The sequence below is a fragment of the Caulifigura coniformis genome (assembly GCF_007745175.1).
In the GTDB taxonomy this organism is placed as follows: domain Bacteria; phylum Planctomycetota; class Planctomycetia; order Planctomycetales; family Planctomycetaceae; genus Caulifigura; species Caulifigura coniformis.
On record NZ_CP036271.1, the window covers coordinates 4,766,527 to 4,791,134 of the forward strand.

Genomic DNA, 24,608 nt, shown 5'->3' on the forward strand with positions numbered 1-24,608 from the left:
ATGCCCCGACGTTTCAGTCGGGACGGGGATGCTCCGTTTCGTTCACAAGTCGGAGCGGCGTGTCACGCGTCATTGCTGAAATCTCGGCGGCGGTGAAGCCGCGGCTGGTCATGGCGGCGATGAATCGCTTGAAGCCTTCAAATGGATCTGGAAGGTCCGGTCGTCCGAGGTCGGTGGCGAGGACCACGGACCGAATTCCAATGGCGCGGGTCTCCGCAGCGATGCCATTGAACCCTGAGGTCGATTCGGGACGCGGATAGCAATGCTCGATGATCGCCCCCATGCCCTGGACGTCCGCCTGCAGTTCGATGGGAAACTGAAGGAACGGAATCTCGGGATGATTCAGCACGAATCGTCGCACACCATCCTGTCGGGCCGTCCGCAGAACGACAGGCACCTCCGCCGCGGAGATGTGGCCCGTTGCAAGAACCGCGTCTGCGCTTGCGATGGCGTGAAAGATCCGCCGCAGCGGAGCGACAATTTCGCCCTGCTCATCGACAACCGGCAACGCGCCGGCACGACTCAAATGTTCACATTCGCCGCATCCATTGACGGTCGGCAGCCACACCAGCCGGCCTCCTGCGGCGAGCGCCTGCATCACGCGACTTGGATCAAAGCCACCGGTGGCCCGGTTGAGAACGATGCCTCCGACGACCAGCAGGTCGGGGAATCGGTCGCGGACTTCGGCGGCCAGCGTCGCGGTTTCCCAGTTGTGGTTCTTCAGGACGAAGCCCGACATGCCGGCGTTCCTCGCGCGTTCGGCCATCTCGAGAGCGGAATACCATCGCGGCCGGGTATCGGGCCCGGCATGGACATGCAGGTCGAAGGCCCCCTCCAGCGAGACGTCTTCCCATTTCGGTTCCGCGGTCATTCTTCATCCCGGGTCAGCGCGACGATGCGGTCCGCGGCTTGCCGCGTCGTCCCATTGCCGCCGATATCGGGCGTCAGTCCCTCGCCTCGACGAAGGAATTTCTCGACGCCGTTTCGAACGCGCCGGGCGGCGACCTCCTCGCCGAGCTTGTCGAGCATCATGGCCCCGGAGAGGACAAGCGCCAGCGGGTTTGCGATGCCGCGTCCCGCGATATCGGGCGCAGCGCCGTGGCAGGCCTCGAACAGACTGATCTCGTTGCCGAAGTTTCCTCCCGGCCCGACGCCCAGGCCTCCGGCAATTGCTGCAGCAAGGTCGGAAAGGATGTCGCCGTACTGGTTCGGCGCCACGATGACGTCGAAACGCGCAGGATTGAGGACCATCAGCGCAGCAGCCGCATCGATCATCTGATCTTCGGCCTTGATGTCCGGAAACTCGCTGGCGACGTCGTAAAAGGAGCGCAGGAACAGTCCGTCCGTTCGTCCCAGAACGTTCGCCTTGTGAACCGCACAGACGCGTTTCCTCGAATCGCGCCGGGCGAGTTCGAAGGCGAACCGGGCGATCCGCTCGCTGGCCGCGCGAGTCGTCACAAGCGTGGCTTCGGCCGAATGGTCGGGCTCGATCTCGATTTCCCGGCCGACGTAAATGCCTTCGGAAACCTCGCGGACGATGACCAGGTCGATGGTGAGGTCGGCATAGCGGCCGCGAATTCCGGCGAACGAGCGGACCGGGCGCACATTGGCGAACGCGGCACAGACGCCGCGAAGTGCGGCGTTCGCCGTCGCGTAGCGAGCGCCGCCGTTGAGGACGACGGGCTGTCCACCGCGATCGACCAACAGCGGCCCTTTGATTCCGATCCGGTTGCGATGCAGGCTGTTGACCGTCTCGTCCGGAACCGGATGTCCGAAACGGGATTGCCCGCCGAAACCGGCCTGGCATTCTTCGAACCGGAGCTGCGCGCCGCTGGCCTCGAGGACGCGGACGGTGGCGTCGACGATCTCCGGACCGATCCCGTCACCAGGAATCAGCGTGACGCGATGGGTGGATCTCATGTCAAAGCTCGCGTTGGAAACATCTCTCGGTATGCGCTCATCGCCATGCTGGCGGTCGTCTCTGGAACCGGTCCCTGGGCAAGCTCCAACGACATCCAGCCGTCATAGCCGATTGCGGCCAGCGACTGACGAAACTGATTGAACGGAAACATGCCCCGGCCGGGGACGCCTCGATGATTGTCTGCAAGCTGGACGTAACGAACGCGGCCCTTCCCGGCCCGGCAGGCGTCGTCGATTCCGGCTTCTTCGATATTCATGTGGAAGGTGTCGAGAGACAGCCCGACCGCGTCACCGCCGATCGCGTCCAGTAGCGGCATCGTCTCGGCGACGGTCCGGAAGAAACTGCTTTGAAAGCGGTTCTGTGGTTCGATACAGATTGTGACGCCGCGCCGCCTCGCGCCGTCGGCCAGCCTGCTCAAGGAGTCCGCGAATCGGCCTTTGGCCGTGTCGACCTGCGACGGCTCGCACCGGCCACGGAATGCGCCGATCGTGAGCATCGACGCTCCGACGATGCGGCAGAACTCCAGGCAGGCCTCGGCCGATTTCACCGCCGCGCGACGGGCCGTTTCGTCCTCGGCGGACAGCGACAGCCCGTGGCTCATCGCGACCAGGCCGGTGCCGATCGCCGCAATGGAAATCCGGGACAGTTCGGCGAGGCGGCGGACGTTGTCTGCGTCGGCCGGCGTCAAGAGTTCCGGCATCAACTCGACGCCGTCATAGCCCATGTCCGCCAGGCGTGGCAGCCCTTCGTTCAACGGGGCCGCCCAGGCAAGAACCTTGTGAGCGGCGGGGCCGGGAGGCGTGAGGGTGTAGGCGATTTTCATGTGGCGGCCGCCCCGAGAATCGAACGGATCCGAGTGGCCGCGAAGGGAACGGCGGTGAACACGCTGCGGCATTCCTCGTTCGTCAGCAGATCGACAGCCGGACTGAGCGAAAGCTGAACGACAACCACATGATCGACCCGGGATCGCAACTCTTGAATCTGCGCGGCTAGCGTCCTGCGTCCGGCGTCGGTGTCGCAGGAGTCGCGGGGGACCAGCAGCGTCTCCGCCACGTCGGCGTCGACGTTGATCGCCCGGGCGCGGCGGAGGACTTCCTCGGCCGTGAGCTGGACGGCCGTCTCGATGGAACCGACGAAGCCGAGCCGACCTCCGGTCCGCGCGGCGTGATCGATCATCGGCTCGTCGATCCCCAGCAGCGGGGGCTTGGTGTGCTGCCGCAGGGCATCGAGGAAGCGCGTGTACATCGAGCAGGTCGTCAGCACCACGGCCGGCCGCAGCGACGTCGCTTCCTGGAGGGCACGGCGAAAGATGGATGGACCTGCCGCGTCGTCACCGGCCGCAAGAAGCTGCTCGTCGATCAGATGATGGACCGCGACCGGGCCGACGGTTTTCAAAAGCATCTCGGTGGGGTCGATGGCCCGGGGCGTCGCATGCACACAGGCGACGAGCGGCGCCTCCGAATTCCTGCCTGCGGTCATAAAGTCACCCGACTTCCCGATGCCGCGGATTCATAGGCGGCGAAGACGACGGCCAGCGTTTCGAGATTGTCATTGCCTGCGGTTTCAAACGGCTCGCCGGTGTGCAGGCCATCGGCAAAATGCTGGAGGCAGGCCCGGCAGCTATCGCCCAGGTAGCCTTCCGCGGGCCACTCGGTCCGCAGTTCCCGGACATCGCCGTCGATGGATCGCAGGAGGATGGCGCCGTCGGTTCGAAGTTCCAGGCTCCCGGCCTCGCCTTCGACGACCAGGTGTTCCGACGTTTGACTCTGCTGGGCTGGACCGTGGCGGTGCGCGTCGATGGTCACGGTGACGTTGGCGGCTGTGGTCAGCGTCAGCAGGCAGAAGTCTTCGCCGGCGATTTTCGGGTTCAACTGCCGATGAAGACATTGGACCGAGGTAATTCGTCCGCAGAGGAACCGGACGACGTCGATGAGGTGAATGACCGACTCGTAAATGAGCAGCCTCGGCATGTCGCGAAAATACGGCTGCCGCTGGAAGGGGGCGTGCCCCCGGCCGTCGGACCTGCGGCTGACGAACCGGGCATGGAAGGGCTGGCCGATTTCGCCCGCAGTGATCATCTGGCGGACCTTCCGATACCAGGGCTGCCAGCGCCAGATTTCAGTGACCATCAATCGCACTCCAGCATCGTTGCACCGACGAACCAGCGTCTGTGCTTCCTCCAGCGAAGGGGCCAGCGGCTTCTGGCAGAGAACGTGGAGCTTTCGATCAATCGCGAATTCGATCAGTTCGCGATGCGATTCCGGACGCGTGACGACATCGATGAAATCGGGACGGACCTGATCGACCAGTTCTTCGACAGCAGCGCCGAATCGCGGCACGGTGAACCGTTCCGCGGCGCTTCGGGCGGCCGTCAGGTTGCGATCACAAACGGCTTCGATGCGGGCGCCGCGAACACGGCGCCACGAATCGAGCTGGATGGGACCGAAATGTCCGGCCCCGATGGCAATGCCGACGAGTTCGCGTTGCACGGGCCGCTCAGTCATGGACGTGTCATCAGTCACGAGATTCTCGCGAAGCGCCCGATCGCCGGTCGTCGAATTCAAGGGGCCACTCGGGTCAGTTCCAGCAGCCAATCGTCGCCGTCGGTGGGTGATGCCAGGTTGACGCCGTCCGACGCCGGGCCGGCCCGGCGTCGTTCTTTCGGATTGCTGCCATCGACCCACACCGCTTCGTAGGGACCGCCTTCGAGTTTCACGTGGACCGACCCCGGTGAGTCGATATAGACCAGATAACACCGACCCGGTTCAGCGAGGCAGTATCCGCGGTCGACCAGGTCCTGCCTGGGCGAGAGTCGGTGGAAAGGGATCGACTCGAGGTAGTCCCACGGGGCACGGATTGCGTCATGTCGGGGCTGGTCACGGCTGGACAGGTCCAGCGTTCCGGAAAACCCGTCCGATGATTTTCCTCCGCCATTGTCGGCAAACACCAGCGCCGCCGCGGACATGTTGATGACCCACGCGTTCTTCCGCAGATCGTCGTTCGTGTAGTCACGCCCGATGCGGCCGATGTGGTTGATGTTCCCCGACCACAATGTCTCCTGTGCGAGCAGCGGCTTCTGTGGGTGCCGCCAGCCCAGGAGATCCCGACTCAGCAACTCCCGATCGATTGTCTTCGGACCCTGCACGATGCCGTAGGTCGTCCAGTCGGCGTCACGATACGTATCGCGGCCCGTCTTGTTGTGCACCGACAAGAGGCGGTCGTAGGGATCGAGTCGATCGATCAGTTCGCCCAACCGGCGAACATCCGTCTCCGACATCCAGTTGCCCGCCGCGGGTTCCGGCCCGGCGACGTTCCACATCAGGTTCGGATACGTGCCGAAGCGGGCGATTGTGTAGCGGATGTAGAGCTGTTGATCGCGGGGGTCGCGCGGGTAGTCGGAGTTCTGTCCGAAAAACCCGGCGAACGGAAAGACGATCATCCGCCGGCGCGCAAGGTCGTCGAGAATCGCCTCCGTCCTGCGGTATTCGGCCGCGTTGAGAGGCCACAGGTCGGGAGTCCGCCAGCCCGCGCCGCGCTTCGGCTCCTGGCGGTTCACGAAATGGCTGGCGATGGAGAGCAGGTTGTAGCCCTGCCCCTGCGCCCAATCGAGGAAGGCGCGTCTCTCGCGGTCCGGCCAGTTCTCCGCAAAGAAACGGTCGCCCACATGGAACCCGCGGACAAGGCCATGTCCGTTGCCACGGTACCCGAACCAGATCGGGTTCGTTTCGTCGCGATCAACAGGTCCGGGTGAGTCCGAGGGGATGCACTGGAACGTTCCTGCAGCGCTGCGCGACCCATCGGAAAACGCCGCCGAGTACCGCCATTCGCCAACCTGATCCATCAAGACTCGGAACCTCCAGGTGAATTCCCCGTCGTAGAAGCCGTCGAGCTTCAGCTCTTTGCCATCCGGGCGGGTGGCCGTGACTTCCAGCGAAACGTCGCGATACGGATCGGAACAGGGCGTTCGATTCTCGAGGGCCGCTTCGAACCGCCCCCAGAGTGGTGCCCGGGCGCTGACGACCTCGGCCTCGGCCCGGGCCGCGCGTCGTTTGCCGCCGGATTCCTCATCGGCGACGGGCGCGTCGTCCCGGAACTCGAGCGCCGGATCGACCTTCGAGAAACAGAGATCGAACTCGCCGACGGCGCCGGCGCTATCGTCGGTGATGGCGACTCCGTCACCCTCTTCCCAGGCGGCATACACAAACTTGCCGTCCTTCGTGCGGGCGAGGTCCACAAAGCCGATCGACTTGCCGGAGACGCTGGGGAGGACCTTCCGGCCGATCCATTTGCCTCCCACTCCCACGTTGATGTCGCCGCCGAAACCGCTCACAAACACGTTGCCGCTGGCGTCGGCGGTGACGATCGGGAGTTCCCGGCCTTCCGCCTCGATCGCCCGGCCGAGCGGCTCCCAGCGCAGGTCGGCATCCCGCCAACGGAACGCATTTCCCAGGCCGGTGACCACGTACGTCCGTCGGTCGCCGCCGAGGGCCCCGCTCGGAGCTTCTGCGTCATCGTTGTTCACGCCTCCGCCCTTCCACGTCCGTCCCCCGTCGGTCGACACACGAAACGAGCAGCGGTCGGGGGCGGCATGGCGATACACCACGAACAGCGAATCATCGCGGCCGACGAAGACGTGGCCGTAAACGTGGTCGTTCCGGCCAATGGGCAGGCCGTCGGCGATGTCCGGATCGGGCAACGGTTCGAACGAGGTCGAACCGGCGCTTCGCACGAAAAGGCCGATATGACCTCCCTGATGCCCGCGCCGGCGAATCACGTAGACATTGTCCTTCGAGTCGATCGCCATGGCGGTATCGCGAACGATTTCCATCGGGGTCGCGATCCATTTCGTTCCGTCACGCCAGGCATATCCGGAGCCGACCAGGACATGCGGCCTGTTCCGGGAATCTGTGACGACTTCCGGATCGCTTCGATGGGCCAGGCCGGCCTTCAATCCCGTGTTCTGTTCTTCGGACCACTTCCCGGTGGGGACCGCTCGTTCGCGGTGAAAGAGCATTCCGTCCCGCACGTAGACGAGGTGCACGCCGCCTCGGGAATCCACCGTGAGATCCGGCAGGCCGCCCCGGGCGACGCTTTCGGCGGCAACGGCCGCCGTTGATTGTGCCACGAGCAGCACGGCAGCCAGGATGATGCGCGGTCTGGCGATCACGAGCTTCTCCATGGGAAGGGACACTCCACAAAATGTCGAACGGAAAGTCACTGCGTCGTCAGTTGCGTGGCTGAACCACGGGGCCGCCCGAATTCAGATCAAAGTCGATCGAGTTGTGGCCGGATTTCACACTCGCAGTCAGCTCGGTCTTGACGTTGTATCGGGCCGGAACGCGTTCCTTGGAGCGGCGTCCCTCCTGATCCTCCGCGGTCGACACCCGAACCTTGTGGTCTCCGACCGTGGCGCCCATCGCGTGCCTCGAGAACCGCAGCTCGTACTGTCCGTCCTCGTCCGCGTAACCAATGGACGGGGAGCCGTTGAGCGGCTCGAAGATGACCGACGCTCCGGAGAGCGGCTTGCCGTCGAGCTGGATCACGCCCTCAACCGCCCCGAGCCCTTCACCAGTGTTTGAGCAGCCGGCGACGACGAGCGGAAACAGCAGAACACGAAGAGTCCGGGAGAACCTGGATCGAACGCCAGTCAGGTTGCGATTCATGAAATCTCCATGTCGCTGAATGAACTCTGTCCAGGCGCCGATTCCAAGTCCACATCGAGCGGCGCTGTTCGGTCGGCCCGGTTCAGCTTCTGGTCCAAGAGCTTTGGATTCGGCCGGAGCAACGAAGACGTCCGTGATCCGCTCGCGGGTGCCGGCCGGTCAGAACTCGCCAACCGGCTGGCCGTCGCCCATCGCCAGGAGTCTCTGATAGACGCCGCTTTCCGGAGTATTCGGAAACACGGTCTCCGGATTGACGAACTGGATGGTGTCGCTGATGAAGCGCACCGCCCCGTCCGCCATCGCGAAATGGGCCCCGCCGGTGTGCAGGCTCGCGAAACCGCGGCTGCACCCATGCTGGCCACCCACCGCCGCCGCGCTGTTCAACTTGCAGTTTTTGTCACCGGCGCCCAGCGCGCTGAAGATCCCGCCGTCCGCCGGCGTGCTGCGGTCGGGATGACACACTCCGGCCCAGATGCCGCCAAAACACGATTGCCCGTCGCGTTCGCCGACCGCGACCGTGTTGCTCGTGCCATCGGTCACATGCGAGATCCGAACGCTGCTGTTCCCGTAAAACATTCCCGCGGTGCCTCGACCGGGACGCTCGAACCGGTCGCGGTCCAGGTCATTGGCGCCGCGACTGGCGATGTAATTCGACGCCCCGGGACGAAACGGTGACAGACCGGCCGCCTGAACTCCGCGACCGCTGGTCCAGATCCAGCTCTGGTGAGCCCGCGTCGCTCCCATGTTGCCTCCCGGATCCGACGGACAGAGAAAGAACGAGGGGGCGGATTCGACCGGGTTGACCGTCGGGCGTCCTGCACCGATCACCGAATACAGCGCCCGACGCCCGATATCGAGCTGGTTGTAGAGCGGGGATTGTTCCAACTGGGGCAGGATCATCGCCCCCCAGCCCCAACCTTCCGGTGCATTCGTATCCGCGGAGTTGTTGCTGCCGGGGGGATAGTCGCGAATGAACCCGGGGGGAAATGTCAGGAAGACGTCGTGATAGTTGTGAAGAGCCAGCCCGATCTGCTTGAGGTTGTTTTTGCACTGAGTTCGTCGTGCCGCCTCCCGCGCCTGCTGCACGGCCGGCAGCAACAGCGCAATGAGAATGGCGATGATCGCAATCACCACCAGCAGTTCGATCAACGTGAATCCTCGAAGCTGCAGGTCCGAGCGAGGCGATGTGGACCGCATGATGTCCTCCGACAAAAGAATGGGACAGGCACGTTCGAAGCGTTGACCAATTGTTAACAACTGGACGCTTAGTCATAAATTAAAGAAGTGCGAACTGACTTTCGAAATCTGTGAAAGTCGAATCCGGTCGCTACGGGTCCGATGAAGTTCGCATTCAAAGATGTCTGCTGACTCGCGACCCACCGCGCGAATCGAACGGACCGCTCGTCGAGTTGTTCACTCTGGGACTAACGGTCTTTTGAGAATGGCGAAGACGACGACTGCTGCCCGAAACGTCGTCGAAGTTCGTCGCAGGCTTGCAGCGACAGGGGACTGAAATCGCGATCGCGGAGCGTGAGATAGATCCGAGCGGTCTCTTCGAGTTCCTCCGCCGCGTACACGGCGTCATCGAGGTCGACGCCGCTCACGACCGGGCCATGATTCGACAGCAGTATCGCCCGATGTTGCCTGGCGGCCTCGCCGACCGACTCGGCCAGCAGCGCGTCGCCAGGGGGATGAAATGCAGTGAGCGGCAGCCGGCCGATTCGCATCACGAAATAGGCCGTCAGCGGCGGCAGCGCATCGTCCAGGTTGAGGCCGGCCAGGCACGAGACTGCGACGGCCGCCGAAGAATGCAGATGCACGACCGCCCGGTCGCCGGGGCGCGAACGATAGACCGCCAGGTGCATCGGCAGCTCCTTCGACGGACGGTCACCGTCGAGATGATTCCCGTCTCGATCGACGAGCGAAAGTCGCTCCGGGTCAAGTCGCCCGAAGCACGAATTGGTGGGAGTCACCAGTACGCCCCGGTCGACGAGCACGCTGATGTTGCCGGAACTGCCACAGGTATAGCCTCGATCGTGCAGCGACTTGGCATGCAGACAGATCCTCTCCCGTGTCTCGACCTCGTTCACGGCAGCATCTCCAGGGCTTTGCGGAAAAAGTCATCCGATCCAAAATTGCCGGACTTCAGCGCCAGGGCCAGCGTGGGCTGGCACGTCGTTTCCGTCCAGGGGATACCGGGATCGATCTGGGGACCGACTCGCAGCATCTTCGGACCCAGTGCCTGCACGACCGAACCGGATGTCTCGCCGCCGGCCACGATCAGTCGCCGCACGCCCGCGTCGATGAGTCCGACCGCAATCAATCCCATCGTCTTCTCAATCATTCCGGAACGACTCTGATCGACGCCGCTGCCGTCGGCGCCGGAATGAATCAGGATCGGCCCGTTCGCCAGGCGAGGCCTGGCCCATTCAAGCGCCAATACGCTCGCGAGTTCGGGGGTCGCTGCACTCAGGTTCAGGGCATGGCTCGGAGAGGTGCGATTCCAGTCCGAAATCTGTCGGGCGGTCGCGTTTGAACAACTGCCGGCGAGGATCGCGGCGTGCCCTTTGGCCTTTGGAAGGTCCGGCACGGCGACTTGGGTCTCCAGAAGACCCAGATCGCGGTAGGCCCGGGGGAGCGCGTTCACCGCACCTGCTCCGCCGCTCATCAATGGCATCCCGGCGCAGGCGTCCGCAATGAACGCCAGATGGACGTCGTTGAGGGCATCGATCACGGCGAAGGGTGCCTCGCTCAATGCCCGGAGTGCGGATTGGATGGCCGCCGGACCTTGCACGACGACGTCATGTGAAATCAGACCGACTGGTCGTGCTGTCTGACGCGACAGCACCCGGACCAGGTCGGCGTCGGTCATGGGATTGAGGGGATGCCGTTCCATGCCCGATTCATGGAGCAACCGCCCGTGGACGAACAGGTGGCCCTGGTAGACGGTCCTTCCCACGGCCGGAGTGGCTGGGCAAACGATCGACTGCCTCGCGTCGAGCGCGTGAACCAACGCATCCAGAACGGGACCGATGTTTCCCCGGTCGGTCGAATCGAACGTGGAGCAATATTTGAAGTAGAACCGCCGAATCCCCGCGCGTTGCAGGGGTCGAAGGGCCTGCAGCGATCGGGCGATGGCGAGATCGGCCGCGATCGAGCGGGTTTTGAGCCCGATGACCAGGGCGTCGCAGTCTCGGGGGACCTCGACCGGGTCGGGAACCTCAAAGCAGATCGCAACCCGCATGCCGGCGGCAGCGAGCCCTCCGGCGACGTCGGAGGCCCCGGTGAAGTCATCGGCGATGCAGCCGAGCAACGGCGTGCGAGGCCGGCCAGGGTGTGGACTGTCGGTCGTCATGCCGAAAGGATGGCGATCCTGAAGGGTTTGTTCGATTCGCCAAACGCGAATCTTCAGCCAGGAATGGTTAAGTCTTTCCGCAAGCAGGATCTTGCGTGACGGCCCATGGCGTCCGTAGGCTGAGGGGGCTGCGGCGCAGCACCTGATCTGACCGAAAAGTCGTTCCGACCTGAGTGCCGATGCAGACGTCGCCCTGCTCCCATCACCCCGAATTGCCTGTGTCCAGAGCCGGCCGACTGCGATACAAGGACCTGAGCCTGACGCAACTGCGGAGCTTCTGCGAAGTGTGCAGGCTCGGCGGGTTCACTGCGGCCGCGAAGGCGATGAGGCTCACCGTGCCCGCGGTCTGGGAGCAGGTGCGTGCGATCGAATCCCATTATGGCGCCACCTTGTTCGAACGGGCCGGCAATCGTGTGCGGCCGACGAGTCAAGGCCTCCTGCTGCAGCAAATGGTCAAACCATTGCTTGCGGAACTCGATTCCACGAAAGAAGTGCTGCGTCAGACCGCGGGAATGCGGCCCGAGCGGATTACCGTCGTTTCCAGCCTCCGCGTGCAGATCCACGAAATCCTGCATGGCATGCGCAACTTCCGCAAGCGGTTTCCCGATATCGGGCTGCGATTACGAGAGGTGGACAGTAGCGATATCGGACGTCTTCTGACGGAGGGGAATGCGGACCTGGCGGTGATGCTGAAGCCGGCAACCGGGACCTTGCATCATCCGGGCGTCGAATTCGAGTCGGTTCACCAGATGGACTTTCTTCTTGTCACGCCGCTCGGGCATTCCATCCTGACGAAGCAGCGACTGAGGCTTCAGGATGTCCTGTCTTTCCCCCTTGTCCTCGGCCGGCCTGAGGCCTTTTCCCGCCGTCGCTTCGAGGCGATCGTACATGCGCTGAGCCCCGGCGCTTCCTATGAAGTTGCCCTGGAGACAAGCAGTGGCAGCCTGACGCTTGCCGCCGTGAAGGAAGGGCTCGGAGTCGGCGTGATCGCGGGCACACGCCGTGGCGTGAAGGCCCGCGGCCTTGGAGTCCGCTCGTTACAGCACTGGTTCGGAGTCGCGGAAGTCGTCCTCGCCCGCCGACAAGGGGCCAGCCTCCCGCCCATTCATCGTGCATTGGCTGACGAGATCCGCAACAGCATTGTCCGCTCAGACCACGGCACGTGAGTTACAGAGGCAAGACGACTCAGCTTCCGTGGTGACAGCCCCGCGTGGACTCACTGCAGCACCGAGAACCAAGTCACCCAAAACGGAACGTGAACGTCGGCACCCATGATTGGATCGGCCGGATCCGCAGACCAGCGAACTGGAAGAGGCCGCGATTCAGTGGACGGAGAAGCGGATTGACGCACTTCGGATGGCGTTCTGTGCCCGCGACCGCGACGCTTACGCATTGGGCGTCGATCATGAAAAGCTGCCGCGATCGATGAAGGTAGACCGGTTTGACGTCCTGCGGAACCAAAGGCGCTGTTGGAGCACGGGTATTATACGCATTCTAATTCAAAGTAGCGCGCCATGGCTGACGCAACCTCTCGCAACACTGCAGCTTGCGAAGCCCTCGTTGCGTCAGTTTGAATTAGGATGCGTATTATCGTTCCGGATCCCGCCCAACCTGAACGATATTATCGGGTGCGGGTCCCGAAGCTGATCGAAGCCTCTGGCTGCGGGGATGAGGTGTCACTGGTCGCTCGGGCGGCAGCAAGGGACTATCCGGTGCATCACCCTTCGCTCAGGGAGCATGGCCAGTTGGCGAACGTGCCCGCCGAAGCGCAGGATGCCGCGATGCAACTGGCGGCGAACATCATCCGGGAGCACCGGAAGGTCAGTCCGAGGGACATCGTTGCGTTCAATGAATCGCAAGACAACCAAGTCCGAGTTCCAGTCCCGCAGGGACGGGCCTGCCGGACAGGACGCCACGATTCACAGATAACGTTCGAATACAGCCGACACGGGGCCCCCTCCGAACTGCCAGCGAAAAGTCGCGAGTCGCTTCAGCCGCCTCCGACCGGTTGCGGCTCAGGCTGTGCAGGTAATCAACTGCCTTTGTTGCGAGCGACGCCGCGGTGAAGATCGCCCCTTCGCCTGCTGGAACGTCAGCCAGAATGGCGACGTGTAGTCGTTCAGCTCGGCCGACATCTACAGCGACAGGACGTTCACTCCTTGGTAACGCTCGCCATTGTGCTGCAAGGGCCGCGTGACGCTCCCGGCGGTGTGTTTCACCTGCCAGGGCTGGAACCACGGGCGGCAGCCCCATTCCCGCGTGACCACAATCTGGTTGGTGATGCGGGTATAGATGATTTGAACGACAAGGCTCTGAGAAAGGCTGCCCGAGGCGAGAGCGGGCGGAATCGGGGAATTGGCCCGCTACTCAGCCCCGGACAGCCACTGTTCCCCGTCTCGACGATCCGATAGCTCGCCATTGCGAAGTGGAGACTCTAATCGCGTTACCAGAATGCCGACTATTGGTGGCTCATTGAGATGATCAGTTGACCCACTGTACGACGTGTTCAACGAGACGTTTTAATGTTGCGGTCATTCAGAAATCCGCTGCAGAATCAGAGTCGCGCCGCCATCGCTCGTCTCACGGAGTTCGACCTCTTCAGGTGAATATCGAACAACCTGATAGTTCGTCGGGGCCACCCACCACAACTGTCTGGCGCCCGACACTCGGCACCAGATTCTGCTAAGAACTTCAATCACGCGTTCGAACGCGCGGGACTTTGGCTGCTCGAAGCGAATGTTGTCGGACGTCGCAGACCAACGAAAAGGGATTGTCGTGTATGTGGTCGACGATAGCACTGCGGTGCCGTTTCCGCGGAAAGAAATGGTGCTGTTTGCACCTCCCAAATTCAGTTTCCAAATGCCCACAAACCTCTCATCCCCTCGCGGCCAGTGCCACCACGAAAGCATCGACACGAGCACGAGAACAGAGGCGACGAGCAAGCAGCGGCGTTGTATTCTGGACGATTTGGCTGGTGAGGCTCGCTGCGGGATCAAGGTTGTTTCGCGATTCGGTTCGATCGGATCCCTCTGAAATCGACAGGCGCTTATGGAGCAGGACTGAAGAGTGTGCGTTTCGTCCTGGTCGGCTCGTCGTACATGGGATTTCGCAGTCCAACTTGCTGGCGTGCCGTCAGCGTCTGTCGCGAGGTACTTCTGAACCTGTCTGTGAGCATGTCATGGCGCAGGATTGATCTGCAGGACAGCAGGCCCGTCAAAAGGGGCTGTCAACGGAAGCGTTCTCCCTCCCTCCACAGGCTGTTGCAGATTCTTGAGGCCCTCGATGGGATCAATCCATGTGGCCACGAGTCGTTTTGGTGCCCTGGTGAGGTCAATTGAGACATCACGCCCGGCAGGGACATAGACGATGTATTCACCGCTGGAAGGGGACGCCAGACAGTAACCCGTTGACGCCAACTCGCCATGAGGCACAGCCTTGTTCAGATTCAGCCGGAGGGAGCCTTGTCGCAGTTGGCCGAGACTCTTTCGAAGCGGCTCCCAGGTTTCCGGCGCCGCCCGTCCCAGCACTTCATTCCGAAACGGGTCCATGAAAATCGGATTGTGACCACGGGTCATGGATTTCCAGGCCCAGTCGGCCGAACCTCCCACACCAAAGAAATGATCCGTGTCCGCGAGAATCACTTTCGCACCGGTGGCGGGAGGAGGCGACGTCCGATAGGAGAAGCCATCGAGTGCATTCCGGCTGGGCGAAATCCAGTCAGCCGGCCCCGTAAGCAGCTTCTCATCAGACTTCAGCCATTGGTCTTGAGGTCCCATCAGAAACGTCATCCCGACGGGATGCGCCTTGCCTCGTGTCTGTTCCAGCTCCTGGATGAACCGGACAAGATGCGCCTGCCATTCATACGACTCGGCGCGACTCTCGTTCGCGATCTCGTAGAGCACGTTGTCATAGTCCCCGACAGCGTCGACGACGCGGCGAACGTAGGCTTCCTGAAGACGCAGCACTTCCGGCGCGAGCAACTGGTGCGTTTCCTGCCCCTTCTGATCACCATTCAAGTCGCCGTTGATACCGTTGACGTTGTTGTCTGCATGAAACGGGTGAGTTTCCCATCCATCCGCGAGGGCCCATACGCCAAAGCCTTCGAACAACATGACCGAAACGTAGAGTCCACGCTTCTCTGCGCTGGCGACCCGCTCGCGAAGCCTGTCGAAGTACTCCGGATCAAGCCGGGAGAGATCAAACTTCGGCAGGCCGTCGCGAGCTAAGGCCGGCCCGGTGCGTTTCCACGGATGGGGAGCGATCGAGTAGAGCGCTTTGCGGTCGGTCCAAGTCTGCGTAGGCTTCTTCGCGGAATCCCAGCGTGTCATTTCGAACCGCCACAGGCGGATGAAGTTGTGGTCGCAGCGTTTGAGGAGATCGAGATAGGCCTCGAACGGAAACTCAGGCGGCGGATCGCCGACGCCGATGTCCTGAAGATTGTTCCAGGTGTGCGAACCGGTGAGCAAGATGGCCCGGCCGTCGGGACCTGCAAAATAGCGAGGGTTTTCAGGACAAGCCCGCAATGGCCCCAGGGACTCGCCGGCCACGAGGGGATTCGTAATCCCGCAAAAGATGACCGCTGAAACGCAGGATCGCAGGAGAGCTTCTTTCATCGATCGGGCAGCCGGAGTTTCGTGAAGGGTCTCTCGCGTCGAACCATCATTGCGTGTCCGGTGCCCACCACCCGTCGAGCTTGCGAGTGAGCTCAGCCACCTTCGACGGCTCGTGCGTTGCAAGGTTCTTCAACTCGTCCGGATCATCCGCGAGGTTGAACAATTCGACGGTCGCATCCGGAAGCCGTTTCTCATAGGGCTTGATGAGCTTCCAGTCGCCTTCGATCACCCATCGGAACTTGAGGCTGTCCCTGGGAGCGTCCATCGACTGAATGTCATGTTCGAAGATCTCGCCAAAGACGGCCGACCGTGCCGCGACTTGTTGCGAGTCGAGCAGGTCGATGCCCGGCAGCGTCTCCGGAACAGCCAGGCCGCAAGCCCGGAGCGCCGTGGGCGCCAGGTCGATTGAACTGGCGAGTTGCTTCTCTTCGCGGCGCGGGGCCACCTTGCCCGGCCAGCGGATCATGATGGGCGTCCGCAGGCCCCCTTCGTAGGGAGACAGCTTCGAGCGAGGGGCGTAAGCGTCGGCATCCGGCTTGTTGAGCCATCCGTTGTCGGCCAGGTAAAGAACCAGCGTATTGTCCGCAACCTTAAGTCGATCCAGCTCCGACATCAGTTCGCCAACGGTTTCATCGAACCACTCCACAGAGGCCCAGTAGCGGGCAACTTCATGGTGCGGCGTCAACGACTTGTACTTGTCGATCAGCCGTTCCGGCGCCTTGTGGGGGGAATGGGGCAGCAGAGGTGCGTACCACAACAGAAACGGCTTTTCGTCCTGGACGGCCTTCGCCATGAATTCGAACGCCGGCTGCATGCCTTCGCGGCCGATCTTAAGGCCCTCATCGCCATGACGGCCGCCGCGGGTCATGTCGCCGTGCGTCATGCCTTCGGTGAATCCGCCTCGCGTCGCTGGGCCTTCCCACCATTTGCCGGTCTGAAACGAGACATAGCCGAGCTTTGATCCCAGCACGGCAGGCAGCGTCGCTTCGTCGTCAATGTGGGCGATGTATTCCGTTCTCACTTTCTGGTAGTCGGGATGGAACTGCACCTGCCGACGGGAAAGCTCGCGAGCCTGCGGCGGAATCGGCGGGTCGTTGCCGACGATGCCATGTTGGTGCGGATACCGTCCTGTAATGATCGTTGACAGCGATGGCCGGCAGAGACTCATCGGAACATGGCCGCGGGTGAAGACCAGTGATTCTGACGCCAGACGATCCAGATGGGGCGTCTTCAATTGAGAGTGCCCCATGAATTCATAGTCCTTCCAACCGTGATCATCCGAGATGATGAGAACGACGTTGGGTGGGGCGGCTTGAAGGTTCTCCGAGATCAGAATCACCGCCATGGCGACGGCGGAGAGCACTCGATGAAATCGTTTCGGCATGGTCGTGATTGCTGAATCAGTAAAGAAGATGAAGGAGCTGGCGACGAGGCGCCCCTGCGAAGTGGACGCCCTTTCCGCCTGGTCCTCTCGCAAGTCGTGGCTGCGGAATGACGCGATCGAAGGCCGCACGCTCACTTTCGTTTTCTCCTAGGAGGCGCGTCCGGCTCTCCCTCCATTGAGAAATCGAAGACTCCTCCCGACTCCGTCACCTCGGCGGTAAAACCTGATTTGTCGACGGACCGGTACTTGCCCGGAAGCCGGGTAATGCCTTCGCTGATTCCGCCTCCCGGCAGTTGCTGCCCCGGCTCTTCGATCCAGGAGTCGATATACACCCGGTACTTTCCCGGCGGGATGCCCGAATGGCTGACGCTTTGCTCCAGGGCGTAATGGCCGCTCTTGATGAAGCCCATCGCAACGGGAACGTTGGCGTCATTGACGAAGGTGACGTTGCCGTCGGAGAGGGGTTCGCCATTGAACATGACCGTCCCTGAAACCGGGACTCCGTCGCCGTCGTCGCCGCAGCCGCCGGCAAACAGGAGGACAACCAACGAGCCCCCTGCGATGTGAGAGCGGAGGCCGGCGAGACGTCGACAACTGGCCAAATATGAGCGCATGTTCAACCCCATCAACTGAACCGGAGCTTGTCAGGAATGACGAAAGGAAGCCTTCGTCGTCGAGTCGGAACGTCCGACGCCGAGGAGTTGACCGATCGCGACGCCTCAGAACGCCTGCCCGATCACGTTTCCGTCCGCCCGATCGCCGAGGTAGCAGTAGGTGGGGTAGTCGATATTCTCACTGAGGAACTGGACGGAGCCGTCCGCCATCAGGAACTGGGCGCCGCCAACATGATAGCTGGCGTGTCCGCCGCCGGCCGCGAAGGCGACCGTCTTGTTGGCCTCGGCCTGCCGCAGATAGAGGCTGTTGATCCGCAGATGGAACAACGCAATCGGCGTGTTGTTCGCCCAGATCGAGCCGTACTCGCTGTAATGCGGCTTCATTTCACCCATCAGGATCGTGTTCGACGTTCCGTCAGTGGCATCCTTGATGCCGAGACGCGTGACGCCGCGAGCGAACATGCCGCGGCAGTTGCCGTTGTCCCGGTGCGTGCACCTCCAGCCGCCGCTGACGCCATTGGGCTGGTACCCACCGTCCGCATTACGGCAGAAGTTCTTGTCAGTGACCGCCCCCGGGCAGTCTCTTCCGATGCTTTGCGGATGACCGATGGTACCGCCCGCAGGAGAGTACATGCGGGGTTGCACGGAAACGACGACGCCTCCCGCGGCAGCGGCGGACCCTGTGTCCGAGAAGCCGATTCCGTCCACGCGCGCTCCCATGCTGGCGAGAGGACTCGACGGGCAACTGGCGATCGAGAAGAAGCGGTTCTCGATGTTTGGGCGGTTTGCGGCGTGCGCCATCGGGAGATTGACGTCGATCTGATTGAAGAGCGGCGCCTGATCGATATACGGCAGGACCAGCATGAACCATCCGCCTGTGCGTCGCTGGGCCAAGTGCTGTTCCGCGGGTCCGGGCGACGCGCACGAACTGGCCGCGTTATCCGAAAAAGTGCTCGCATAGGGAAACACGTTGAACGTGTCGTGGTAGTTGTGCATCCCCAGCCCGAATTGCTTCAGGTTGTTCTTGCACTGGGTGCGGCGCGCGGCCTCGCGCGCCTGTTGAACCGCCGGCAACAAGAGTGCGATCAGGATCGCGATAATTGCAATCACGACGAGAAGCTCAATCAGTGTGAAGCCTGGTCGCTTCTGCCGATGACCGGGTGAACCAGAACAAGTGTGCGACATGTGAATAATCCTTGAGCAATATGAGAGAACGCTGACAAATCACCCATTGAACCAAGCCGCCACTGGGTTGGACCCAAGAGGCCAACAACAGCATGGAAATCGGCTGACCAATGCGTTATGCAGAAATCTGCAAATCTTGCGCATTTTTTTGCCAAGGGCAGCCATGAAGAAAACGACTCGGGTGATTGCGCTCGCGGTTCACACCGTCAACTCGTTCTATCGGGGGGTGATTCGTGGCATCTCACGACGGGTCCATGACCACGCAGATTGGCGTGTCCTATTCGTCCGGGCACAGGCCTCGGTCTCGACCCGCCGAATCCTTTCAAACGTCGATGCCGTGATCACTCACATTGACCAGCAAGAATGGTGCGAGTTCCTGATCCGCACCGGGATTCCCACGGTCAATATCGACGCGGTCTTGCCCGGTCTGCCGATGCCGCGCCTCAACCTCGATGATCGATTCATCGGGCAAATGGCAGCGGAACACTTTTCCTCACGTGGAATTCGAAGATTCGGATTTTTTGGTCAGAACGACCTGCTCTTCTCGCAGGAGCGTGAGAAGGCATTTCGAGCCGCAGTGCAGTCGATCGGCGGCGACCTGCAGGTCTTTGACGCTCGAGGACGTCAGGACCTCGGGCCGCGGACTTCCCTAAGCGATACGTTCCTTCGCCTCTGCGACTGGCTCCGATCACTTGAATATCCGATCGGTCTTCTGGCTCCCTGGGACTTCTGGGCACTGGAAGTCATTGAAGCCTGTCGACAACTTAAACTCCGCGTCCCGGAGGACGTCTCAATCCTCGGGGTCGATAATGACGAACTCTATTGCTCGGTCTCCGACCCCTCGTTGTCGTCGGTGATCGTTCCCGCCGAAGCCGTCGGCGTTGAAGCCGTGAATCAGGTGGAGAGACTGATCCGGGAACGGCGCACAACGCTCGAGCATGACATTCTGTTGCCGCCAATCGGGATCGCCACTCGCCGATCAACCGACTTCCTCGCGATTGAGGATGCGGACGTGTTGGCGGCGCTGAACTTCATCCGTGACAATCTCCATCGGCCGATCCAGGTCCCCGACGTGCTTCGCGCGGTGTCGATCAGTCGCCGCAGCCTGGAGCGAAAAGTCTGGGACGCCGTTGGCATCACATTGGGAGCGGTGCTTCGTCGCAGTCGCCTCGACCGCGCCAAGCAGCTCCTGGTCGAAAGCGATCTTCCGATCACGGCCGTCTCACGCCGGACGGGCTATACCGATTTGAGACACATTGAATTGGCTTTCCGGCAATCGCTGGGCGTGACTCCCAGCGCGTTCCGCAGGAATGCGAATGGCATCAGCCCGCAAACCTGACTCATTTCGGAGTCGGCCTGTAGGCCGGATTCGGCTGGGGAAGCACGGCTCCCGTGTCCTCTAGGAACTGTTCGAGTTGTGCGTCGAGATCACGCACTTCTTCGGGTTCCGACGCGGCCAGGTTCTTTGATTCGCCGATGTCACCTGAGAGATCGTAGAGCTCGAACCGTTCTTCCGGAGCGGCGCCGAACCAGCGAATCAGCTTGCGATTGCCCCTGCGAACCCAGGCTCCCCCGGCATTGCCGGGCCCGCCAAAATGCGGGAAGTAGTTGAAGAAGGCGACTCGGTCGAGCGTTCCGCCACCCTGCAGGACATTAGCATAACTGATCCCGTCCATGGCCTGACTCGTCGGTTTGTCGAGGCCCGCGAGAGCCAGCAGTGTCGGATATAAGTCAATGTGACCCACGACGGATGCGTTGGTCGTACCCGACGTGATCTTTCCTGGCCATGACCACATGAGAGGAACACGGGTGCCCCCCTCATAGAGTGATGCTTTGCCTTCACGGAGCGGAGCGTTGTTGGTCGGTGGGTTCTTGCCGGCCCATTGCTCCCAGGTGGCCAACGGCGGCACCGTCGCCTTGCGCTGTTGAAACCCCTGATCCGCCGGAGTGTTGCTGACGACGTTCCCGCCATTGTCGGAATTGAACACGATGATCGTGTTCCCGGAGAGACCCCTTCGCTCCACGGCGGTGAGGACCTTTCCGAAGCATTCATCGACACTCCGCAGCATCGACGCCATGATTGGGTTCTGCTGACGCCCCGATGGGTCCACCTTCGAAGCGAAGCCCTTCGTGTACTCTTCCTTGTGGCCCCAGGGACCATGGACGCCGTAGCTCCAGAGATTCAGGAAAAACGGCTTCTCCGAATCGGTTTCGATGAACCGGATCGCCTCATCGGCCAGCCGGTCGACGATGTATTCCCCCTTCGGCCCGTCGGTGATTGTCCCGACGCGTCGACCCTGGCTCGGGGCTCCGCTGGGGTGGACCCCATAGGGAGAGAAGTAGAACCCCGGCGGTCCGGGATCAGGATGACAGTGAAACGCCACCTCGAATCCCTGGCGTTCCGGCCAGTGCGGCCGTATCAGCCCCAGATGCCACTTGCCGACGTGTGCCGTTCGATAACCCGCGTCCCGTAGGGCCTCCGCCAGCGTATATTCCTCGGGATCGAGATAATTCTTGCTGGCCGGCGTTCGCATCCGCTGATTGGGAGGAGCGGCGGCGGGAAGGATCTCAAAGCCTGCGCCCTGCGGAGAAATATGCCCCGTCGCCGAGGTGATTCCGTGCCGTGCCGCATGTTTGCCTGTCAGAATGCAGCCCCTGGTCGGTGAACAGAGCGGCTGGGCGTAGGCATCAGTAAATCGCATTGCCTTCTTGGCAAAGGCATCGATATTCGGCGTTTCGTAATAGGTCGAGCCATAAGCACCGCAGTCCGACCATCCCATGTCATCGACCAGGAACAGAATGATGTTCGGTCGCGACGGACGCGCGGACTCTGCTGCTTCGACTTCGTCACACAACAGTGCAATGGCGCTCACCAGGATGATGGAGAGACCGCTCAAAGACCTTCCAGAACGCATGTCGTTTCCTCGGGGAATGAAACGTTCTGCACGGCAACGGCCGGGGCTCAACGGATGTTGAGGACAATGCCACGGCCTTCATCGAACGTGCAGTATGGTTGACTGAAGCGGGGTGGAACTACTTCAGAACCCTCTGCCACAAGGTCCACCGCTGACCATCGTCGCTTTCAAGATAGACAACCCGCGTCTTGCCTCCACACCGTGCAAGCCGGGGATGACCCGCCGCGCGTGACGTCAAATTCACTGCTCCAGCGGGAGACAACGCGGCTCCCGTGCTCCAGACGCCTGTTTCCGCATCGGCGCGATAAAGTTTCGCGACATTGAGGGGTGATGAGGATCCGCGGCCTGGGCCTTCTCGATGCCCGGTGGCCAACCAGACTGCTCCGTCATCTTCGAGCAGCAGATCGGTGTAGGTCTCAGTGGTGTCCGGGCCTCCATCAAAGACCATTGCCAATTCGTCCCGCTCGTCCCGATTGTTGAGGTACAGAACCCGCGGCTTCTGATCGACGATTCGTTGCATGGCGACATGCACCACGCCGTCCCGTCCCACTGCCGTTGACAGCGACCAATCCGCCATCAGCTTGCTTTCCCAGCGATCGTGCGCAATCCACTCGCCGGTCGGTTTACGGATTCGTCGCTCGATTCCGTGCGACATGTTGCTGTTGGTCACCTGAAAAATGTGGATGTTCCCTTGTTCGTCGACGAACAGATCCCCGTATTTCGAGAATCCAACTTGGCGCTGGTCCCGCCACAATTCGACAGGATCGAACGCTGGATTCCCGTCCTTCCGATGGGCGTAACCCATGCGGAATCCATCGCGTTTGTCCCCCCCTCGCAGGATCGACCAGTAAACGACGTGGACGTTGTCGCCGCCGTCCAGAGCGATCCTCGGCGCCAGAAAAGTCGCCGGCCGATCGCCTTCGGACGCCGAAATGTCGGTCGCTTCGCTGAGTTGCCCGTCGCCAAGGCTTCGATGCTCAATGCGCCCATCGTGATCCGGCGACTTATAGACGACATGCAGATTTCCCCGTTGATCCACGGCGGCATCGGGTGATTCTCCCCGCACCAGTTCCTTGAGCGGCGACCACGTGTCGCCGCCATCGGCAGACCGGGAATGAAACAGCGTTGAGCGATCACCAACGATGAGATGGAGTTCGTTGCGAAGGCGATCCGCGGCAACGGAAAAGCAGCCCCCGGGAGATCCGGTCCAGTCGAGCAGCCGCTGCGGCGCGGGCAGGGGGAGACTGTCCCGCGACGCCGTGAGCGAACTCTGACTCTGAGCCAGGCAGTCCTGATCGAAGTTGCCACCGACCGCCAATGTGATCGTGCACAACCACAACCTCGTCCAAAGATTCTTGCGATGTGCCATTAGAATTGTTTCCACCCGGAGGGACTCACTTCTCGGACCTATTCACGACGTTCGACGGTTATGACGAGATGAGCTGTTGCCGTTTCGCCGCGACGATTGCTTCGTTGGACGCGAGCGACATACGTGCCCTCCCGCGCGTAGCGATGAGTCGTCACGGCGTAGCCATCCTTCGCCAACAACTTGACAGCCCCGTCGGACCGAACTTCCACTGGCGGCGAGCCGTCACCGAAGTCCCACACCTCTGAGCCATCGGTGGTTCGAAACGTGCGGACTTTGAACGTGACGTCGTCGCCCGGACGAATCCCGAGCGTTGGAGAACAGGCGGCGTGAATGGCGGGAGGCAGTTCGTCCGGATGGTGCGGGTCAAGCACCTGGACGACAGCAAAGTCGATCGACTCGTGACCAGCGGTATCAGCGACTCGCACGACTTCGCTGTAGGTTCCGGGCCGACTGTAGGTTCGTTCGACACGCCCGCCCGTGGCCGTTGAACCATCGGTGAACCGCCACGAGCAGCGGTCGATGGTTCCTGTCGAACTCCAGGATTGCGACGCATCGAGTTCGATCGACTGGCCGACTGCGGCGAGCCGATGCGGCCTCGCGACGGCAATGACCGGCGGCGCATACTCGCGCCGATACGCCTCCCAGACGTAGGCATAGGCGTCGTGGATTCCCCAGTTGCCAGAGGGTTGCCTCGTGGTGACGTCGAAGTGGAGGTGTGACCATCCGCCGCTGCCTCCTTCCTTGCCCAGCAGTCCCAGCCGCTGTCCCTGCTGCACCCGCTGACCGGCCCGGACATCAATCGTCTTGAGGTGGCTGTATCGGTAGTACCAGCCGCGTTCATCCACAATGTAAATGACGTCATAACGGCGGCGGGCGGGCGAATCGGCATGATCCGGAAGCGTGTCGCCTGCCGCACTGACGACCAGTCCGTCGGTCGCCGCCACAACCTCGACCATGCCTTCGGCCCCGCCGAAATCGAGCCCGTAGTGGTAATAGATCTCCTGCCCGCCAATCCGCTCGTCGCCGTTCACGAACGTCGGCTCGTTGCTCATGTGGGTGTCGCTGGCGAACCATCGCTGTCGCAGGGGATATCGGAAGGTTCCAGGCGACATCCAGGCCGAGCCCACGGGCCATAACCGAAGCCTCACGTCCTTGCGCAGACCCCAGGCATTGGCTTTCCCGGCGGTGACCGTCCCGTTTCGGGCGTTCAGCGTGTATCCCCGTGTGACTGGACAATCAATCTGAACTCCGCCGAGAGCGAGGGGAAGGCGATAGGGGCCGGACTTCAACTCAAAGGTTTGTCCGCTGATTTCCACGGTCACAACCGACTCACGCACGGCGTCGCGAAGCCCGTCGCGAGTCTCATTGAGCGCCACAAGCTTGATGCTCACCGCAGCTCCATCAGCGAGCGCGACCGTTTGCGATTCACCGATGTTGAGGTCGACTGTCCTGACGATGCCTTCTCGTGGCACAGCTCGGTCGCCGGAATCTTGTCCGTGAATCCGCATCGGGCGGCACAGGATCACGATGGCCAGCATTGCGACTCGGATCAATTGCATCGGCTTCCCATCACACCTGACTCGGATTGG

The 24,608-nt window shown here is 62.0% G+C and carries 20 protein-coding genes; 2 read left to right on the forward strand and 18 right to left on the reverse strand.

What is annotated here, in order from left to right; genetic code table 11:
- Positions 1–13: 13 nt before the first annotated feature.
- From Pan44_RS19140 to otnK, 10 genes are all read right to left on the reverse strand, one after another.
- Positions 14–871 carry a DUF6282 family protein gene (locus tag Pan44_RS19140; protein WP_145032354.1) on the reverse strand — a complete coding sequence of 286 codons (858 nt, stop codon included), beginning with the start codon at positions 869–871 and terminating at the stop codon, positions 14–16.
- The gene (locus Pan44_RS19145) at positions 868–1,920 is read right to left on the reverse strand and encodes an isocitrate/isopropylmalate dehydrogenase family protein (protein ID WP_145032357.1); all 1,053 of its coding nucleotides are present in this window, start codon (positions 1,918–1,920) and stop codon (positions 868–870) included. Before Pan44_RS19145 ends, Pan44_RS19140 begins: the two co-directional genes overlap by 4 nt.
- The gene (locus Pan44_RS19150; RefSeq protein WP_197453475.1) at positions 1,917–2,744 is read right to left on the reverse strand and encodes a sugar phosphate isomerase/epimerase family protein; all 828 of its coding nucleotides are present in this window, start codon (positions 2,742–2,744) and stop codon (positions 1,917–1,919) included. Before Pan44_RS19150 ends, Pan44_RS19145 begins: the two co-directional genes overlap by 4 nt.
- Positions 2,741–3,400: an aspartate/glutamate racemase family protein gene (locus Pan44_RS19155; protein ID WP_145032365.1), complete on the reverse strand. Its 660-nt coding sequence runs from the start codon at positions 3,398–3,400 to the stop codon at positions 2,741–2,743. The genes Pan44_RS19150 and Pan44_RS19155 overlap by 4 nt, the downstream gene beginning before the upstream one ends.
- Entirely contained in the window at positions 3,397–4,425 is a 1,029-nt protein-coding gene (locus Pan44_RS19160) for a Gfo/Idh/MocA family protein (RefSeq protein ID WP_231754101.1), read from the reverse strand. Before Pan44_RS19160 ends, Pan44_RS19155 begins: the two co-directional genes overlap by 4 nt.
- A gap of 56 nt (positions 4,426–4,481) precedes the next feature.
- Positions 4,482–7,100 carry a DUF5060 domain-containing protein gene (locus Pan44_RS19165; protein ID WP_145032371.1) on the reverse strand — a complete coding sequence of 873 codons (2,619 nt, stop codon included), beginning with the start codon at positions 7,098–7,100 and terminating at the stop codon, positions 4,482–4,484.
- A 46-nt stretch (positions 7,101–7,146) separates the two neighbouring features.
- The gene (locus tag Pan44_RS19170) at positions 7,147–7,584 is read right to left on the reverse strand and encodes a transthyretin-like family protein (protein ID WP_145032374.1); all 438 of its coding nucleotides are present in this window, start codon (positions 7,582–7,584) and stop codon (positions 7,147–7,149) included.
- Between the two features lie 159 nt (positions 7,585–7,743).
- Positions 7,744–8,781, reverse strand: a complete 1,038-nt coding sequence (locus Pan44_RS19175; protein ID WP_145032377.1) for a DUF1559 domain-containing protein — start codon at positions 8,779–8,781, stop codon at positions 7,744–7,746.
- Positions 8,782–9,008: 227 nt separating this feature from the next.
- The gene (gene otnC, locus Pan44_RS19180) at positions 9,009–9,674 is read right to left on the reverse strand and encodes a 3-oxo-tetronate 4-phosphate decarboxylase (RefSeq protein WP_145032380.1); all 666 of its coding nucleotides are present in this window, start codon (positions 9,672–9,674) and stop codon (positions 9,009–9,011) included.
- On the reverse strand, positions 9,671–10,939 hold the full coding sequence (otnK, locus tag Pan44_RS19185) for a 3-oxo-tetronate kinase (protein WP_145032382.1): 1,269 nt from the start codon (positions 10,937–10,939) through the stop codon (positions 9,671–9,673). The genes otnC and otnK overlap by 4 nt, the downstream gene beginning before the upstream one ends.
- A gap of 218 nt (positions 10,940–11,157) precedes the next feature.
- On the opposite strand from otnK, the gene Pan44_RS19190 reads away from it, so the two are divergent.
- Positions 11,158–12,105: a LysR family transcriptional regulator gene (locus tag Pan44_RS19190; protein WP_197453477.1), complete on the forward strand. Its 948-nt coding sequence runs from the start codon at positions 11,158–11,160 to the stop codon at positions 12,103–12,105.
- A 969-nt stretch (positions 12,106–13,074) separates the two neighbouring features.
- On the opposite strand, the gene Pan44_RS28370 is transcribed toward Pan44_RS19190, so the two are convergent.
- The 5 genes from Pan44_RS28370 to Pan44_RS19215 form a co-directional block, all read right to left on the reverse strand.
- Complete coding sequence (locus Pan44_RS28370) at positions 13,075–13,287, reverse strand: ArdC-like ssDNA-binding domain-containing protein (RefSeq protein WP_145035106.1); 213 nt, start codon at positions 13,285–13,287, stop codon at positions 13,075–13,077.
- Positions 13,288–14,115: 828 nt separating this feature from the next.
- Positions 14,116–15,552, reverse strand: coding sequence for a DUF6298 domain-containing protein (locus tag Pan44_RS19200; RefSeq protein WP_145032389.1), 1,437 nt, complete (start codon positions 15,550–15,552; stop codon positions 14,116–14,118).
- A gap of 46 nt (positions 15,553–15,598) precedes the next feature.
- Positions 15,599–16,936, reverse strand: coding sequence for a sulfatase family protein (locus tag Pan44_RS19205; protein ID WP_145032392.1), 1,338 nt, complete (start codon positions 16,934–16,936; stop codon positions 15,599–15,601).
- A 131-nt stretch (positions 16,937–17,067) separates the two neighbouring features.
- Entirely contained in the window at positions 17,068–17,550 is a 483-nt protein-coding gene (locus Pan44_RS19210; protein ID WP_145032395.1) for a hypothetical protein, read from the reverse strand.
- 105 nt (positions 17,551–17,655) lie between these two features.
- A complete protein-coding gene (locus tag Pan44_RS19215) occupies positions 17,656–18,735 on the reverse strand; it encodes a DUF1559 domain-containing protein (RefSeq protein WP_145032398.1) in 1,080 nt (359 codons plus the stop codon).
- A 46-nt stretch (positions 18,736–18,781) separates the two neighbouring features.
- On the opposite strand from Pan44_RS19215, the gene Pan44_RS19220 reads away from it, so the two are divergent.
- Positions 18,782–20,074: an AraC family transcriptional regulator gene (locus Pan44_RS19220; RefSeq protein ID WP_231754102.1), complete on the forward strand. Its 1,293-nt coding sequence runs from the start codon at positions 18,782–18,784 to the stop codon at positions 20,072–20,074.
- Between the two features lies 1 nt (position 20,075).
- Here Pan44_RS19220 and Pan44_RS19225 read toward each other — a convergent pair whose 3' ends face one another.
- From Pan44_RS19225 to Pan44_RS19235, 3 genes are all read right to left on the reverse strand, one after another.
- A complete protein-coding gene (locus Pan44_RS19225) occupies positions 20,076–21,650 on the reverse strand; it encodes a sulfatase (protein ID WP_145032404.1) in 1,575 nt (524 codons plus the stop codon).
- Positions 21,651–21,768: 118 nt separating this feature from the next.
- Complete coding sequence (locus Pan44_RS19230) at positions 21,769–23,019, reverse strand: hypothetical protein (RefSeq protein WP_145032406.1); 1,251 nt, start codon at positions 23,017–23,019, stop codon at positions 21,769–21,771.
- Positions 23,020–23,057: 38 nt separating this feature from the next.
- Positions 23,058–24,578, reverse strand: a complete 1,521-nt coding sequence (locus Pan44_RS19235) for a PKD domain-containing protein (protein ID WP_145032409.1) — start codon at positions 24,576–24,578, stop codon at positions 23,058–23,060.
- Between the last annotated feature and the right edge of the window lie 30 nt (positions 24,579–24,608).

Coding starts and splice junctions, on each gene's coding strand:
- Pan44_RS19215 (WP_145032398.1), bottom strand. CDS start 18,735: ATGTCGCACACTTGTTCTGGTTCACCCGGTCATCGGCAGAAGCGACCA.
- Pan44_RS19200 (WP_145032389.1), bottom strand. CDS start 15,552: ATGAAAGAAGCTCTCCTGCGATCCTGCGTTTCAGCGGTCATCTTTTGC.
- Pan44_RS19165 (WP_145032371.1), bottom strand. CDS start 7,100: ATGGAGAAGCTCGTGATCGCCAGACCGCGCATCATCCTGGCTGCCGTG.
- Pan44_RS19235 (WP_145032409.1), bottom strand. CDS start 24,578: ATGCAATTGATCCGAGTCGCAATGCTGGCCATCGTGATCCTGTGCCGC.
- Pan44_RS19210 (WP_145032395.1), bottom strand. CDS start 17,550: ATGCGCTCATATTTGGCCAGTTGTCGACGTCTCGCCGGCCTCCGCTCT.
- Pan44_RS19175 (WP_145032377.1), bottom strand. CDS start 8,781: ATGCGGTCCACATCGCCTCGCTCGGACCTGCAGCTTCGAGGATTCACG.
- Pan44_RS19205 (WP_145032392.1), bottom strand. CDS start 16,936: ATGCCGAAACGATTTCATCGAGTGCTCTCCGCCGTCGCCATGGCGGTG.
- Pan44_RS19140 (WP_145032354.1), bottom strand. CDS start 871: ATGACCGCGGAACCGAAATGGGAAGACGTCTCGCTGGAGGGGGCCTTC.
- otnK (WP_145032382.1), bottom strand. CDS start 10,939: ATGACGACCGACAGTCCACACCCTGGCCGGCCTCGCACGCCGTTGCTC.
- Pan44_RS19225 (WP_145032404.1), bottom strand. CDS start 21,650: ATGCGTTCTGGAAGGTCTTTGAGCGGTCTCTCCATCATCCTGGTGAGC.
- Pan44_RS19150 (WP_197453475.1), bottom strand. CDS start 2,744: ATGAAAATCGCCTACACCCTCACGCCTCCCGGCCCCGCCGCTCACAAG.
- Pan44_RS19230 (WP_145032406.1), bottom strand. CDS start 23,019: ATGGCACATCGCAAGAATCTTTGGACGAGGTTGTGGTTGTGCACGATC.
- Pan44_RS19160 (WP_231754101.1), bottom strand. CDS start 4,425: ATGACTGAGCGGCCCGTGCAACGCGAACTCGTCGGCATTGCCATCGGG.
- Pan44_RS19155 (WP_145032365.1), bottom strand. CDS start 3,400: ATGACCGCAGGCAGGAATTCGGAGGCGCCGCTCGTCGCCTGTGTGCAT.
- Pan44_RS19145 (WP_145032357.1), bottom strand. CDS start 1,920: ATGAGATCCACCCATCGCGTCACGCTGATTCCTGGTGACGGGATCGGT.
- Pan44_RS19170 (WP_145032374.1), bottom strand. CDS start 7,584: ATGAATCGCAACCTGACTGGCGTTCGATCCAGGTTCTCCCGGACTCTT.